This is a genomic window from Lachnoclostridium phytofermentans (genome assembly GCF_000733755.1).
Classification (GTDB): Bacteria; Bacillota; Clostridia; order Lachnospirales; family Lachnospiraceae; genus Lachnoclostridium; species Lachnoclostridium phytofermentans_A.
Genome location: NZ_JPOF01000002.1, coordinates 270,108 through 285,032 on the forward strand (window position 1 = coordinate 270,108; position 14,925 = coordinate 285,032).

A 14,925-nucleotide genomic window follows, 5' to 3' on the forward strand; every position below is an offset into this window, starting at 1 on the left:
GAAGAATATGCATTCTACCAAAGAGTTTTTCTAAAGAATAGTGTACATCGCTTAGAATTCACACCAAACCCGCTGATAAGTGTGCAGCCCTTGGAGAGCTTTTGATTTAGCAATAAAAAAGATGTCTATGTAATCGAAAAGATTTCATAAACATCCAAATGGTTAAATTTCTAATTGTAACTGAACTTCTTCTTCCGCTTCCATCTTAAAATCAGCAACCTTTTCAGGAGTTACTACTGGTAGATCTTCTAACGAAGCAATGCCAAAGTTTCTTAAAAAATCTTCTGTAGTACCAAACAAAATGGGTCTACCCGGTGCATCCATTCGTCCAACTTCACATACTAAATTGTATTCTACGAGCTTATTCACCGCATGATCACTCTTAACCCCACGAATACTTTCAATCTGCTGTTTTGTGATTGGCTGCTTATAAGCGATTATGGATAAGGTTTCAAGTAGTACATCAGTAAGAATATGTTTCTTAGGTACATGAGCTATCTTTACAATTGCTTCATACATCTGTGCTTTTGTACACATCTGAAAGGAATTATCTAACTCGATGATTTTAATTCCTCTCTCTTCCTCCTCATATCGATCCATCATATTGTGAATGATTTTGCGAATCGTATCAACATCATGCTCCAAAGCACTTGCAATTCGGTCTACTTCAACTGCTTCTCCCATTGTAAATAAGATTGCCTCTATCATGGCTTCCAATTTCTTGATTTCCATATGTATCCGGCCTTTCTGTTTATTCTATTGAAAAGTCATCTACTGGCGCAATATCGTTAGCCAGATAATGAATCATAATGTCTTCAAATAATTCATTTTGACATATCTCAATTCGTTGCATTTTCATTAATTCTAATATTCCAAGGAAGGTTACGATAACTTCCATCTTCCCAGTCTGTCGTTCTAACAGCTTTTTAAAACTAAAGGTTCTATGTTCTAAACCATATTGTTGAATCTCTAGAATTTTTTGTGTAAGATTGATTTCCTCATTCTCGATCTTACCAAATTTACTACGGATTGGATCGACCTTATCAATTTGTCGTTTCATAACGGATTGAAAGATGGAATGCAACTTTGCTAAGGTAAGATCTGACAATAACTCTGAAATATTAATCTCCTCTTTATAATCAGCGATCTCATTCGGAATCGTACTTGGCTTAAACATTAAAAGCTGAGCATCCATCTGCTTGTCCTTTAATTCATAGGAAACATACTTATACATCTTATATTCTAATAAGCGTTCCACCAACTCTTGTCTTGGATCAATTGCTTCTTCCTCTTCTTTTGCTTCCACAGGAAGGAGCATCTGAGACTTGATTCGTAGTAACGTTGCAGCCATTACAAGAAACTCACTCATAATCTCTAAGTTTTTTTCTTCCATGGCTTTTATATATTCCATATACTGTTCTGTAATTGTAACAATTGGGATATCATAGATATTCACTTTATTTTTATCAATTAAATGTAAAAGAAGATCCAATGGACCTTCAAATGCTTCCAGTTTTACCGGAATACTCATAAACTCACCTCATAAATATCTCGAATACTGCACTACTCATCGATGTCATAATACCCATCAGTAATAAAAACATCCAAACCATCTTAATGACATAATCACTGCGAAGCAGAGTTACAAACTTCATTGGCTGATTCGCAGCTACCAATAACGCCATATCAGAAGAAATCAAAGGAAATAAGTTCGTTATTAGCATGCCAATACTTATTATAGCATAGCTTGAAAAGAAGTACATTAGAAATTCATAGAAGATAGGATAATTTACAATACTAGAATTAATACCTCCGCTAAACCAGAGAGTTAAATGTGTATTAATGACATAATCAAATTCTATACGAAATCCAAATCTTAAAATTGCAACTACGATAAAAAATTGAACAAGTAACGATAAAAATCCAGTAATTCCAAGCAATTGGTTCCATTTCTTTTCCTTCATACGATAGTAATAAGGTTTTGAAAAACCAATTCCATAGATAGCACAAAAAATCAAACCAATCGGATCCACAAAGTGAACCGGATTGATTCGATTCTCAAATTTTTTATCTTCTTCCTTCCCATATCGATGCTTTAATCGTCGATATAAGATAGCCTTTGGTAATTCATGCAGTACCATTACAATAACACCTGCACATAATGAGGCTACAAGTAACATTAGCTTTTCTTTTAACATTTTCTTATTTCAACACAGAGAAGTTCTGGACGGTTAAACACTCGAACCGGTATCGTGTGTGTTCCTAGACCTCTGGATAAAAACATCACCGTGCGCCCTTTCTTAAAGATTCCTGAATCGTATTTTGGAAATAGTTCATAGCTGGGTGAAATCACTCCACCAAGAAACGGTAGCTTCATAATACCTCCGTGCACATGTCCAGATAATATAAAATCAGCACCATACAAAGCATAGGATTCAAAATAGTCTGGAATATGAGCAAGTAGTATTTCATAGGCATCCTCTTTCGTTTTACCTATCAATGATTCTATCTCATCTACACTAATTTCTACCTTTTGTTTTCCTTTTACAAAAAATCTTAGTGGCAAGGATAATCCTCTAATGATTAGGGTGTCCGAACCTTTTTTTAATGTTAAGGATTCATTATTTAAATAACATACGCCTAGTTTTTTTAGCTTTTCTAAAAAGTTTTGATAAAACTCTTTGTCACATCCTATCGAATGTTCCCATTTCAGTTCATGGTTTCCTGGGGCATAATAAACAGGATACCGCTTTGTAAGCTCACTTAAAAAATGGTATGCGACTTCTATCTTTTTTGGTTTTGCAGTCACAACCAGATCACCTGCAATTAAGATAACATCTGGTTTACTTTCATGGATGGCCTTTAGTAGCCTCGCATTACCCTTTCCATACTGATTATAGTGTAAGTCCGTAATACAGACAAACCTCATATCATGAAAATTATCTGGGACTTTCTTCTGTTCTAACAAATAATTGGTAACTACCATATTTTTGTTTTCTATCCATAAGTATACTACCAAAAGAGCAGCAATAACAACAGCTGCAAAGATATATTGCATAAATTAACTCCTTTTCTTCCTCTTGCACCCTAAAAGTAATGCAAAATAGTCTGCCATTTGGACATTAATAGGCAAAACTATTTTGCATAAGTCCTAATTATATTATTCATTATATTATGAATTTAAGAGCTAAATTCATAATCGTGATCCACACAAGTCTTCGGCTTGGCAGTCTTATTATATCATGAACTAAGGTTTCCGCCTAGGGCAAACTCTCTAAAAATATTTCTTAACTAATCTTTTAAAATAATCTCCATAGCCAGCCTTATCTACTGAGACCGCTGCTGTAATTGATAACTTTCCAATTTCTTTTCCTTCATAATAATATGTAATTTCACCAATCACATCGGTTAAATTAACCGGTGCTTCTAAGGATTCCAGCATTTTAATCTCTTTTGTAATACTTGCAGGATTCGTTCCTTTCATACAAAGATAGGAGAATTTGGTGTCAAACTTCCCTGAAACAGTTTCCTTAATTCCTTTCTTAACCGCTACTTCCGGTATTTCAAGCCCTTCTCCGTTATCCGTATAGATACTACAATTTGCAAAGCCATAATTTAATAATTTAGCAGCTTCTGCAAAACGAGTTTTTGTATCTGGAGCAGCCATAATAACCGCAATTAAGTCCATTCCTTCTCTTCTTGCTGTTGCTGAGAGGCAATATTTTGCTAATCCAGTGGAACCTGTCTTTAATCCGGTAATTCCCTGATAAGATTTAATCAGCTTATTGGTATTATTCAAACCAAATTCAATCTGCCCACGCTTTGTTGTATGAACAAAGGTATCCATCCATACGGTAGAGTAATTACTTATCTCCGGATGTTTCATGATAAGTTCTCTGCTCATTAAAGCAACATCAAGTGCACTAGTAAAATGGTTGTCGGTATCAAGTCCATAACAATTCACAAAATTTGTATGATTCATCTCAAGCTCTTTTGCTTTTTCATTCATTTTAGCTACAAATGCTTCCTCCGACCCTGCGATAAATTCAGCCATTGCAACAGAGGCATCATTCGCACTCGCAATCGTAATACATTTAATCATCGTATCAACATCCTGAGTCTCAAACGGTTCAAGGAACACCTGAGATCCTCCCATGGAAGCAGCATGCTCGCTGACTGAGACTTGATCTGTCATCTTAATCTGTCCACTGTCTAGTGCATCAAAGATTAATAATAACGTCATTATTTTGGTAATACTTGCTGGACGTAATTCTTTCGCTTCGTTTTTTGCATAAATAATATGCCCTGTGGAGCCTTCCATCAATACAACAGCTTCACTTGTTAAGCTAAGATCGCCTACTATATCTGCTACCTTATCAAGATCATTCTTAATTTGTTCTGCTAGTGGACTTTTAAACTCGACTGCCTCTGTTACAACATTGGTATCGTTTACAGTATCTTTTGTCTTCTCATCTTCCGTATCGTTTGATTTTTCCTTATTCGCAGTCACCGGATTCTCTTTGTTTGTATCAGACGCGAATGCTCCCATACCACTTTGAAAAAAGAACGTAATAACAATAAGGAAAGCAACTGCTTTCTTGTGCCAATGATATTTAATTCCTCTCATAGTAGATTATTCCATTCCAATTAATTACTACTATTTTAGTCCAATTCTTAGATTTTTATGACAAGTAGAGAGCAAGTTTCCTTCTTTCCTTAGATGTTTTCTAATTCCAAATCTTCCTATGTCCCTGTTTCTCCTCTCCTAATATCACTTTTTCTTATCAAACTCGTCTTCCACTCTATCAATAACCGTAACTTTACATTCTATACTTCTCCCTTTTGCTTTTGCTGTAATCGTTGCAGTGCCAGGCGACTTTGCAACAACCCTCCCACGAAAAGATACATCAACTACCGAAGAATTGCTGCTCTCATAAGATTCCCATAGCAGTACCCCCTTTATGTTCAAAACCTTAGATTCTCCTACCTTTAAGCTTAAGGAAGTATGGTTTAGCTGAATCACACGAACACGACAGCGCAACACCTCACCATCCACTTTAACCTCAATAAAAGCTAATCCAGGCTGATAAGCGGTTACTTTGCCAAGTTTGTTCACAAATGCCACCTTAAAGTCCGTAGAAGAAAATGTCATCCGTTTATTTACCGTTCTTAACCCTAGGCGAAAGCTTTCACCACTTACCATCACTACATCTCTTTCCGTTAAATAAACACCAATTCTAGGTTCATAAAACACGTAACGATAATAAATGGAGGTTCTGGGAAGAATAAATTTATAACATATGGAGAATATGATGAAAACAATTAATAATTGCATAATAATTGGCCAAGGATTTCCTGATGATTTCAAATAAAGCTCCTTTATTAAAAAGGTGGAACAATCAATATCTTTGTTCCACCTTTTCTTATTTATTCTATCATATTCATAATCTGTGCAGTGATGACCTATTATTTTACTACCTGCTATCTTTTTGTTTCTCTATCCTTTTTATTCTTACTCTACGCTTTTTAATGACTCAATCATATCAATCTTCTTAAGTTTAAAATACATAAAAATACAGATTATCAAGGTAAAGATCATTGTAATACCTGCGCTTAAAATTAGGCTCGTTGGTTTCACTAATCGTCCAAACATCACCATATCTACTTCGCATGTGATAATAACAAATCGATGAAGGACGATACCTATTACTGCACCAATTACCATTCCTATGAGTGTAAGAAGATTATTTTCCTTCATTACATAAGAATTTACCTCTCCATCGTAGAAACCAAGAACTTTTAAGGAAGCAAGCTCACGTTTACGTTCATTGATATTAATATTGCTTAAGTTGTACAGAACAATAAACGCTAACATACCAGCGCAGATGATTAATACATAGACAATCACATTTAGGCTTGTAAGCATATCATGTATTCTGTTATTGAATGAGTTTGTCGATGAAATTGCCATAATCTCCTTATTTTTCGCTAAGAGATCTCGAAATAGATCTTCTTCAAACTCTGTCTGATTGCTTTGATTTAATAATAAAACTTGATTATAGGATGGTTCTTCCCCATATAACGACTGATATAAGTCCGAGGTCATAAACACATAGTGTCCCATATAATTTTCTGAAATTGCTGTTATTACAGCCTCCTGTTTATGAAAGCTGTCCATCTCAATTGTTATCTTATCTCCTACGGATAGCTCCAATAGTTTTGCAAGCTTTTCTGTGACGATAACCCCATCCTCTTTTAATTCATAGTTAGATTTTGTAGTACGATCACGAAATGTATAAAAGTCATTAAAATTGCTACCACTCTCCACAACCAATAAAGAAGCAGAACGATTCAAACTACCATTCGAAAACTTCATCGATTTATCGAAAGCAAAAGTAGCGTCAAGAATTCTCTCATCCGCAAGCATTCTTGGAAGTAACGTATCTCTTTCTTCCATGGTAATCTTATCTGTTAAAGAAATCGATGCATCTTGATGGAATAACTCTGTATACTGTAATTCTGACATGACAGAAATAGAATCTCTGATACCAAATCCAACAATTAATAGCGCCATACAGCCTGCAATACCTATTGTTGTCATAAAGAAACGTTTTTTATAACGAAATAAATTACGAAGCGTTGACTTCTTTGTAAAATTCAATCGATTCCAAATAAAACCTATTCTCTCTAATAAAATTCTTCTTCCTGCTTTTGGTGCTACTGGACGCATTAGTTGTGCAGGCTCCGCTTTTAAATCCTTCATACATGCCATGAAGGTTGCAAGCATTGTACAAAGCACAGCTAAAGATCCTGCCATGATTGCATAATAAGGGCGATACGGTGTTGAAATTACCGATAAGGAACCATACATAATCCGGTATGCATTAATTACGACATATGGAAATACTTTTTGACCAATCAAGACACCAATAATACTACCACTTACGGTTGCAAAAAGAGCATACTTAATAAATTTACCTGCAATCGCCATCTTGCCATATCCAAGTGCCTTTAATATACCGATTTGGGTACGCTGCTCATCCACCATTCTGGTCATTGTAGTAAGACATACCAAGGCTGCAACAAAGAAAAATATTGCTGGAAAAACCTTTGCGATTGCATCCATACGTTCTGCATCCATCTCAAAAGATACAAAAGACTCGATTGAATCACGATTTAAAACATACCAAGTAGGATGTTCTATTTTAGCAAGTTCTTCTCTTCCCTTTTGGAGTTCCTCTTCATTCGCTGCAATCTCCTCTTTCGCTTTTGCAAATTGTTCCTTTGCAGAAGCACTTTGCTCCTCTAACAAAGCTTGCTGTATATTTAGTTCCTCTTGTGAAGCCTTTAATTTTGCTTCCTCTGGAGCGAATAGTTTTTCTATCTCTTCTTTCGGGTAAGTACCGCTTAAATGGTCTTTCTTATCCTTAAGCTCTTTTTTCATCGAGGTAAGCAAAGTCTTAGCTTCTTCTAAGGAGGATTTTCCTTTTTCGATTTCAGCAAAAGTTTCCTCTTCTTTTTGTTTTAAATCTTTTTTTGCCTTTGTTAACTCCTGCTCCCCTTTTTCTAATTCTTCTCTAGGCTCTTTTGTCACTTCTTCATATCGAAGGATGCCTCGTTCTTCCGTAATCTCTTCTATATTGTCCTGAACGGTTTTTACAAGGTCTTCGTATTTCGTACTATAGGAATTTAACTCCTTGACATCCTCTACCGTTACATAAAGTTCCGTAAACACCTCTTGTTTAAAGTTTTCTTTTGGTAAGATAATGAAGCTACTAATTGACCCATTTCCAAGGGTACCATTTCCTCTTCCAAACGCCATATAACGAGAGTCCGAACAGCTTCCAACAATGGTTAGTTCAGTCTCCTCAAAATCATCTTTTAAATCACCTTCTGGTAAGGATAAGGTGATGGTATCGCCTACTTGATAACCGGTATTATCTAATAATAAGGTATCTACCAAGCATTCGCTATTATTCTCTGGGTAGCGTCCTTCTATTAATTTTGCTTGATTTATCTTATCGTTGAAAGAATATGTCTTAACCACAATGTCAGAGTCCTCTAAACGAACCAAAACATCTTTCGAATATGCCCCCTCCACCATAGATACGCCGTCTATTTTACTTATTGCATCTACGTCATCCTCCGTTATGCCAAGGGTGGACATCACACGTAAATCCATTAAATTGGTTGCATCATAATACTCGTCTGCTGACTGCAACATATCATCTTTACAAGCACGTAAACCCGCAAATATAGCTACTCCTAATGCTACGATTAGCAAAATCGATAAGAATCTAGTCCATGTCTTCTTTAATTCGATTCGAAAATCTTTATGCAGTGCCTTTTTTTTCATAGTACCCCCCATTCCTGTGCACTTATATTTCACATCAAAAGTTTGTGACAGTATAGAACAGCACAAAGCCTTTGGTTAAATCGCTTGTTTTTTCACCTAAAATGAGTAAATGTGGTACTGCAATAGCGAAATCGTAGCACCAATCCACACTCCGTTTACCACTCTATCGTTTCAACATCAACAGGATTTTCTATCTTTTTCATCTCCTTTACCTTACCATTACGAATACTGATAAGACGATCTGCCATTGGAGCAATCGCAGTATTATGGGTAATGACAATCACTGTCATGCCACGCTTTCTGCACATATCCTGTAGTAATTTTAGGATGGATTTTCCTGTATTATAATCTAAGGCACCTGTTGGTTCATCGCATAGCAATAATTTTGGATTTTTAGCGAGTGCTCTAGCAATTGAAACTCTCTGCTGCTCCCCTCCAGATAACTGTGCAGGAAAATTGTTAAGTCGATCGGCAAGCCCAACGTCAGCTAATACATCCTCTGCTTTTAGTGGATCCTTACATATCTGCAACGCAAGTTCTACATTTTCCTTGGCAGTTAAATTTGGTACTAAATTATAAAACTGAAATACGAAACCAATATCATCCCGACGATAGGTTGTTAACTTTTTCTTATTAAATTTGCTTATGTTTTGACCATCTACGATAATATCGCCACTGGTCAGGCTATCCATTCCTCCTAAAATATTAAGTACAGTGGTCTTACCAGCACCACTTGGTCCAACGATTACAACAAACTCTCCTTTTTCTATTTCAAATGAGACTCCATCCGATGCCTTTATCGTGACATCCCCCATCTGGTATGTTTTTTTTACATCCTTTAATTCAACGTAAGCTGACATTCTTATATCTCCTATCTTCTTATCCTCAATCTGCTTTTTTACACTTGATACGTTAGAATACACACAAATATTCTATTCTCACCATACCTTATGATTCCTCATGTTATTTTAAAGAAACTGCGGCGTACCTTATAATAAGATAATCGCCGCAGTTTTCTTTAGAATTTAGTTGCTCCGTCCTTTGTTACTATTCCATGAATATGATTTGGTGCGTTCACTTTTTCACTAGAAATCGTATAAGCTTTTAAGAAGCGTTCCTTTGCTGCGCTTAATTTCTCTTGATCATTTGCGTATAAAGTAGCAATCGGAGTTTTTGTTGTTACCTCATCTCCAATTTTTGCATGTATCTTCATACCTACCGTTAAATCGATTTCACTCTCTTTTGTCTCACGACCACCACCAAGGATTAGTGAAGTCATACCGATTTCATCCGTGTGAATATCTGAAACATAACCGTCTTTTGCTGGATAAACAGGTTCTATAAAAGAAGCCTTTGGAAACAGACTTGTATCATAAACCGGGCTAGCATCCCCACCTTGCGCGGTTACAAATTCCGCAAATTTCCTTAAGGCACTACCATCCTTAATCGTATTTAGTAGTAATTCCCGAGCCTCTTCTATGGTTTCTACTCTCTTTGCACCTAGTAACATATAAGAAGCCAGTGTTAAACTAGCATCCAGCAAATCTTGGGGACCATGACCTGATAATGTGTCTATCGCTTCAATCACTTCCAGATTATTCCCAACTGCAATTCCTAATGGTTGATTCATATCAGAAATAACGGCATAGGTTGTACGTCCAACACTATTACCGATGTTTACCATAGTTTGTGCTAATTCAAAAGAACCTTCCATTGTCTTCATAAAAGCACCACTTCCAGTTTTTACATCCAATACTATAACATCAGCGCCTGCTGCTATTTTCTTACTCATGATAGAGCTAGAAATCAATGAAATATTATCTACCGTTGCTGTAACATCACGAAGCGCATATATTTTTTTATCCGCTGGTGCTAGATTTGCAGTCTGTCCGATGATTGCTAATTTCATACGATTTACATTATCAACAAATTGCTCCTCAGAAAGAGATGTTGAAAAACCTTGAAAACTCTCTAGTTTATCGATGGTACCTCCTGTATGACCAAGTCCTCTTCCCGACATCTTAGCTACTGGAACCGATAGTGCAGCGACCATTGGCCCTATTACAAGGGATGTCTTATCTCCAACTCCACCAGTACTGTGCTTATCTACTTTGATTCCTTCTATGGCTGATAAATCAAGCATATCACCACTATGTGCCATTGCCATCGTTAATGCTGCTGTTTCTTCGACATTCATTTCTTTTAAGCAAACTGCCATTAAGAAAGCTGACATTTGATAGTCTGGAATCGTACCATTGGTATAACCAGAAATAATATATTCAATCTCTTCTTTCGTTAATACCTCTCCATTTTTTTTCTTATTGATTAGGTCATACATTCTCATCTTTTCATACCTACCTTTCCAAGCAAGCTTTCTTTTGTAGGCTTTGCTACTATAGTATTATGTTATCTTTCACGACTCTCTACACTCTAAGATTATCGAAATTGTTATAAATCATAAGCTTTTTTGAGTTTTTTACTATTATCAGTATAACCAATAACTTTTACTTACTCAATAGCAATTTAACGATTTTATAATAAACTAAGAATTCTTATAATCCTTTAGTAACTGTAACAAAATATTTATAAATGTAAAATTTAATATCATCCCAAGAATGTTAATAGTGAATAATCCCAAGAATGTTAATAGTGAATCATCCCAAGAGTGTTAAAATTGAATCATCCCAAGAGTGTTAAAATAGAATATCATTGACGAATAGTGAAAAAAGCATTAGAATGGTAGCACGTTAATACATTGATTTGTATTTGTGTGACTGTTAAGAAAGGCAAGGTACAAAACATGAGTTTTAATTATGTTAGAAAAGTTATGACCCCGGAAGAGTTAAAAAGCGCATTTCCTATGTCGGAGTACGCAACAAGAATAAAAAAAGAACGCGATTTACAAATAAAAGATGTCTTTACCGGAGCTTCCGATAAGTTCCTTGTCATTATTGGACCGTGTTCTGCCGATAATGAGGATGCTGTACTTGATTATCTATATCGCTTAACCAAATTAGCTGATAAGGTATCTGATAAGATAATTATCATCCCAAGAATTTATACCAATAAACCACGAACAACCGGAGAAGGTTATAAAGGTATCAGTCATCAGCCCAATCCAGAAGAAGAACCAAATCTTCAAGAAGGTTTGATTGCAATGCGAAAAATGCATCTGCGTGCGATCAATGAAACTGGACTAACTGCGGCAGATGAGATGTTATATTCCGAAAACTGGCCATATGTCGATGATATGTTATCTTATGTTGCTGTTGGTGCACGTTCTGTTGAGGACCAACAACACCGATTAACAATCAGTGGTATGGATGTTCCTGCCGGTATGAAAAATCCAACCTCTGGTGATTTATCCGTTATGCTAAATTCCTGTATTGCAGCACAGGCTTCTCACACATTCCTCTATCGTACTTGGGAAGTTCAAACAGATGGTAATCCATTAGCGCATACGATCCTTCGTGGAGCTGTAAATAAGCATGGTCAATGTATCCCAAATTATCATTATGAAGACTTAAATCGTTTGCTCATGATGTATAATGAATTACCAAATCTCTTAAATCAAGCAACTATAGTAGATGCAAACCATGCAAATTCAAGCAAGCAATATTATGAACAGCCTAGAATTGTAAAAGAGGTGCTTCATTCCCGTAAGGTAAATGAGCAAATTGCAAAGTTAGTAAAAGGTGTTATGGTAGAAAGCTACATAGAAGAAGGGAACCAAAAAGTTGAAGAGCACATCTATGGAAAGTCCATTACCGATGCTTGTATTGGATGGGATACTACTGAAAAACTAATTTATACCATTGCAGATAACATATAGTCTAGCGAATCGTACCTAAAAATCCTGATATATACTTTAAAAGGGAACAAATAAGTTAATCCAACATAAAGCTATTATGCTTCACCTTAGGATAACTTAGATGTTCCCTTTTCTAATGTTACTAATCGTTTCATAACTATGCACGTGGATGAGTTTTTTGATAGGTTCCAAAAGTTTCACCAACACGTTGCTTCGTATAGTGCTGAGTTGCTGTTATATTGCTGTGTCCCATTAACTCCTTCATGCTGTTTAAATCCGCACCATTTTCTATCATATGAATTGCAAACGAGTTCCGTATCACCTGTGGTGTCAAATCCTCTTCTAACCCTATCAGTTTTCCATAGTATTTCATGATTTTCCACACCCCCTGTCTAGTCATAGGTTCCCCTTGTCTACCTAGAAATAGGTAAGGACTTTCATTGTTTCCTTGCTTTTCTGATTCTAAGTAAGTTTCTAAGGATTCTCTTGCAGCTTGTCCAATTGGTACAACCCTGTTTTTCTTAATCTCCCTCACTGTAACACAACCAAATTTTAGATTAATATCTTCTTTTTTTAACCCTCCGACTTCTGATACCTTCATGCCTGTCGCATACATTAGCTCAAGCATCGCTTTGTCTCGTATTCCCCGTTTGGTTTTACAATCAGGTGCAGATAATAATGCAAGAACTTGTTCTTTGGTAAGATATTTCGGTGGTGCCACTTCAACTTTTGGTGGTTTTATCCTCTCGGTAGGATCACCAATTAACTTACCCTGTTTCATCAGATATAGTAAAAAACTTCGGATTGATACCAGGCTACGATTTACAGTAGCCTTTGATTTCCCTTCTTTTTCTTGTAATAGCAAATAAGAATTTATCTGGGTTTCCGTTATTTTCTTTGACTCATTCACACCATTTTCTTGTAAAAAAGAATTCCATTTTTTCAAATCCGTACGATAGGCACTTAATGTATTCTTCGTGGCATTTTTTATATTCTTTTGATAAATTAAAAAATCTTCAATCTCTTTTTCCACTGTTTCCTCCAAAGTACACATCCAATATTTGATGATAAAGATAACTGATGTTAAAATAATTGTAATGTCTTTTTCACCAGGTAACTTCCAATAAATGCTTCCATACACGTTCCAATTAAAATACATCCAATGAGTATTATAATTAATTTTATGTAATTTTTCAATAATAGTACATTTTGAAGCCCTGTAGTTGTACCATGGTTAGCCTCCATGTAAAGAGCATAACAGTTTTTAATGCTGATTAAAACAACTGGTACAAAGATTAACTCTTGAGGAAATAGATAAGCGAGGTAAAGTAATCCCCCCTTCATTCCATAGTGCATCCATAAAGTCATCATCAGATACCCTACCTGAAACCCTCTACTTAAAAGATACCATCCCACATAAGGCAGACCTAAAAATGTCAAGCTTAGAACCCAAAAGAGAAAAAAAGGCCTTAACTTCGCCGTAAAAATATAGCGAAAGAAATCCCCATAATCGATTTGCATGGACCTAATCGTACTAAAATACCTACTATTTAGGCTGTCCACACTATTTAGTAATAGCCCTGAGCTTACTTTAGAGAAAATACATCCAAAGATAACACTTGCGAAAAAGAGAACCATGGCTATCGTCAACGGTTCTCTTTTCCTTAATCTTAAACTCCATCGTTTCATGCTGACCTCCAAGACATAGATTTCAAGTACTTAATAAAAACTATATGCTTGGACTTTTAGAAACAGACTATAAATTTATATTGCTTCTAAGGCATGGATAGAAAGTAAAACTAACTTTCACTCCTTACATAACATTCTGCGGTTCATTTGCCAACCACTTCTTTACATTATCAAATACAATAACAGCTCTTTTTACCAGTGCTTCCTTTGAAGCAAACGCAATATGAGGGGTTACAATTGTATTCGGGGTATGTAGTAAAGGGTGATCTTCTTTTACTGGTGGCTCAGTTTCAAATACATCAATACATGCACCTGCAATTTTCCCACTATTTAATGCTTCTGCCAAAGCAATAGAATCCACAACAGGTCCTCTGGAAGTATTAATAAGAATTGCACTGTTTTTCATTCTTGCTATTCTTTCCGCATTGATAAGCCCTTTCGTCTCAGCATTCAATGGTGTATGAAGAGATACGATATCGCATGTTTCTAATAGTGTATTTAGATCTGTGAATATAATTCCCTCAACTTCTTTTTTTGTTCTGCTATACGCATAAACTTCACAACCAAAAGCCAATGCAATTTTGGCAACGCGCATCCCTATTGCACCGGTACCTAGCACACCAAATTTCTTTCCTTCTAATTCAAAACCGATTAGCCCCTCTTTGGTTCCTTCTTTACGACATGCGCTATCACACGGTATTATGTTTCTATATAATGTAATTAACATACCAAATACCAAATCCGCTACTGCAGCTGTAGAATATCCTGCACAGTTACATACGGTTATTCCATTCTTTCTACAGGTATCCATCGCTATATGATCTATTCCAGTAAACGCAACCGATATTAACTTTAACTTCTTACATCCATTAATAACCTCTTCATTCAGCGGTAAGTTAGAAACTACTATAATATCCGCGTCCTTTCCTCTTTCGATTAGTTCTTGTACATCCGTTGTACGATTCTTGAAGGCTACGATTTCTACTTGATCAGCCAAGGAAGACTCAGCCATCTGTAGTAATTGCTCCTGTGGTACTCCTAATGGTTCTATTATAACTAATTTCATCTC

13 protein-coding genes are annotated in these 14,925 nt (G+C 35.9%); 1 reads left to right on the forward strand and 12 read right to left on the reverse strand.

Annotated elements, in window-relative coordinates:
- Positions 1-162 precede the first annotated feature (162 nt).
- The 9 genes from scpB to CC92_RS0103835 all read right to left on the reverse strand — a co-directional run bounded on the left by scpB (position 163) and on the right by CC92_RS0103835 (position 10,700).
- Positions 163-732 (reverse strand): SMC-Scp complex subunit ScpB, encoded by a 570-nt coding sequence (gene scpB / locus CC92_RS0103795; RefSeq protein ID WP_029504377.1) that lies wholly within the window; start codon positions 730-732, stop codon positions 163-165.
- 19 nt (positions 733-751) lie between these two features.
- Entirely contained in the window at positions 752-1,531 is a 780-nt protein-coding gene (locus CC92_RS0103800) for a segregation and condensation protein A (protein ID WP_029504376.1), read from the reverse strand.
- Positions 1,532-1,535: 4 nt separating this feature from the next.
- Positions 1,536-2,198, reverse strand: coding sequence for a hypothetical protein (locus CC92_RS0103805; protein ID WP_029504375.1), 663 nt, complete (start codon positions 2,196-2,198; stop codon positions 1,536-1,538).
- Positions 2,192-3,058: a metallophosphoesterase gene (locus CC92_RS0103810; RefSeq protein ID WP_029504374.1), complete on the reverse strand. Its 867-nt coding sequence runs from the start codon at positions 3,056-3,058 to the stop codon at positions 2,192-2,194. The genes CC92_RS0103805 and CC92_RS0103810 overlap by 7 nt, the downstream gene beginning before the upstream one ends.
- A gap of 216 nt (positions 3,059-3,274) precedes the next feature.
- A complete protein-coding gene (locus CC92_RS0103815) occupies positions 3,275-4,627 on the reverse strand; it encodes a D-alanyl-D-alanine carboxypeptidase family protein (RefSeq protein ID WP_029504373.1) in 1,353 nt (450 codons plus the stop codon).
- Positions 4,628-4,771: 144 nt separating this feature from the next.
- Complete coding sequence (locus CC92_RS0103820; protein WP_029504371.1) at positions 4,772-5,368, reverse strand: Ig-like domain-containing protein; 597 nt, start codon at positions 5,366-5,368, stop codon at positions 4,772-4,774.
- A gap of 144 nt (positions 5,369-5,512) precedes the next feature.
- A complete protein-coding gene (locus CC92_RS0103825; RefSeq protein ID WP_029504370.1) occupies positions 5,513-8,356 on the reverse strand; it encodes an ABC transporter permease in 2,844 nt (947 codons plus the stop codon).
- 155 nt (positions 8,357-8,511) lie between these two features.
- Positions 8,512-9,216, reverse strand: a complete 705-nt coding sequence (locus tag CC92_RS0103830; RefSeq protein ID WP_029504369.1) for an ABC transporter ATP-binding protein — start codon at positions 9,214-9,216, stop codon at positions 8,512-8,514.
- A 158-nt stretch (positions 9,217-9,374) separates the two neighbouring features.
- Positions 9,375-10,700, reverse strand: coding sequence for a pyrimidine-nucleoside phosphorylase (locus CC92_RS0103835; protein WP_029504368.1), 1,326 nt, complete (start codon positions 10,698-10,700; stop codon positions 9,375-9,377).
- 426 nt (positions 10,701-11,126) lie between these two features.
- Here CC92_RS0103835 and CC92_RS0103840 point away from each other — a divergent pair, with 426 nt between their 5' ends.
- The gene (locus tag CC92_RS0103840) at positions 11,127-12,188 is read left to right on the forward strand and encodes a 3-deoxy-7-phosphoheptulonate synthase (protein WP_278245241.1); all 1,062 of its coding nucleotides are present in this window, start codon (positions 11,127-11,129) and stop codon (positions 12,186-12,188) included.
- Between the two features lie 136 nt (positions 12,189-12,324).
- Here the strand turns inward: CC92_RS0103840 and CC92_RS0103845 are convergent, their stop codons facing one another.
- The 3 genes from CC92_RS0103845 to CC92_RS0103855 form a co-directional block, all read right to left on the reverse strand.
- Positions 12,325-13,200, reverse strand: coding sequence for a tyrosine-type recombinase/integrase (locus CC92_RS0103845; RefSeq protein ID WP_051650854.1), 876 nt, complete (start codon positions 13,198-13,200; stop codon positions 12,325-12,327).
- A 50-nt stretch (positions 13,201-13,250) separates the two neighbouring features.
- The gene (locus tag CC92_RS0103850; protein ID WP_029504365.1) at positions 13,251-13,856 is read right to left on the reverse strand and encodes a stage II sporulation protein M; all 606 of its coding nucleotides are present in this window, start codon (positions 13,854-13,856) and stop codon (positions 13,251-13,253) included.
- Between the two features lie 124 nt (positions 13,857-13,980).
- Positions 13,981-14,922 (reverse strand): 2-hydroxyacid dehydrogenase, encoded by a 942-nt coding sequence (locus tag CC92_RS0103855; RefSeq protein WP_029504364.1) that lies wholly within the window; start codon positions 14,920-14,922, stop codon positions 13,981-13,983.
- Positions 14,923-14,925 lie beyond the last annotated feature (3 nt).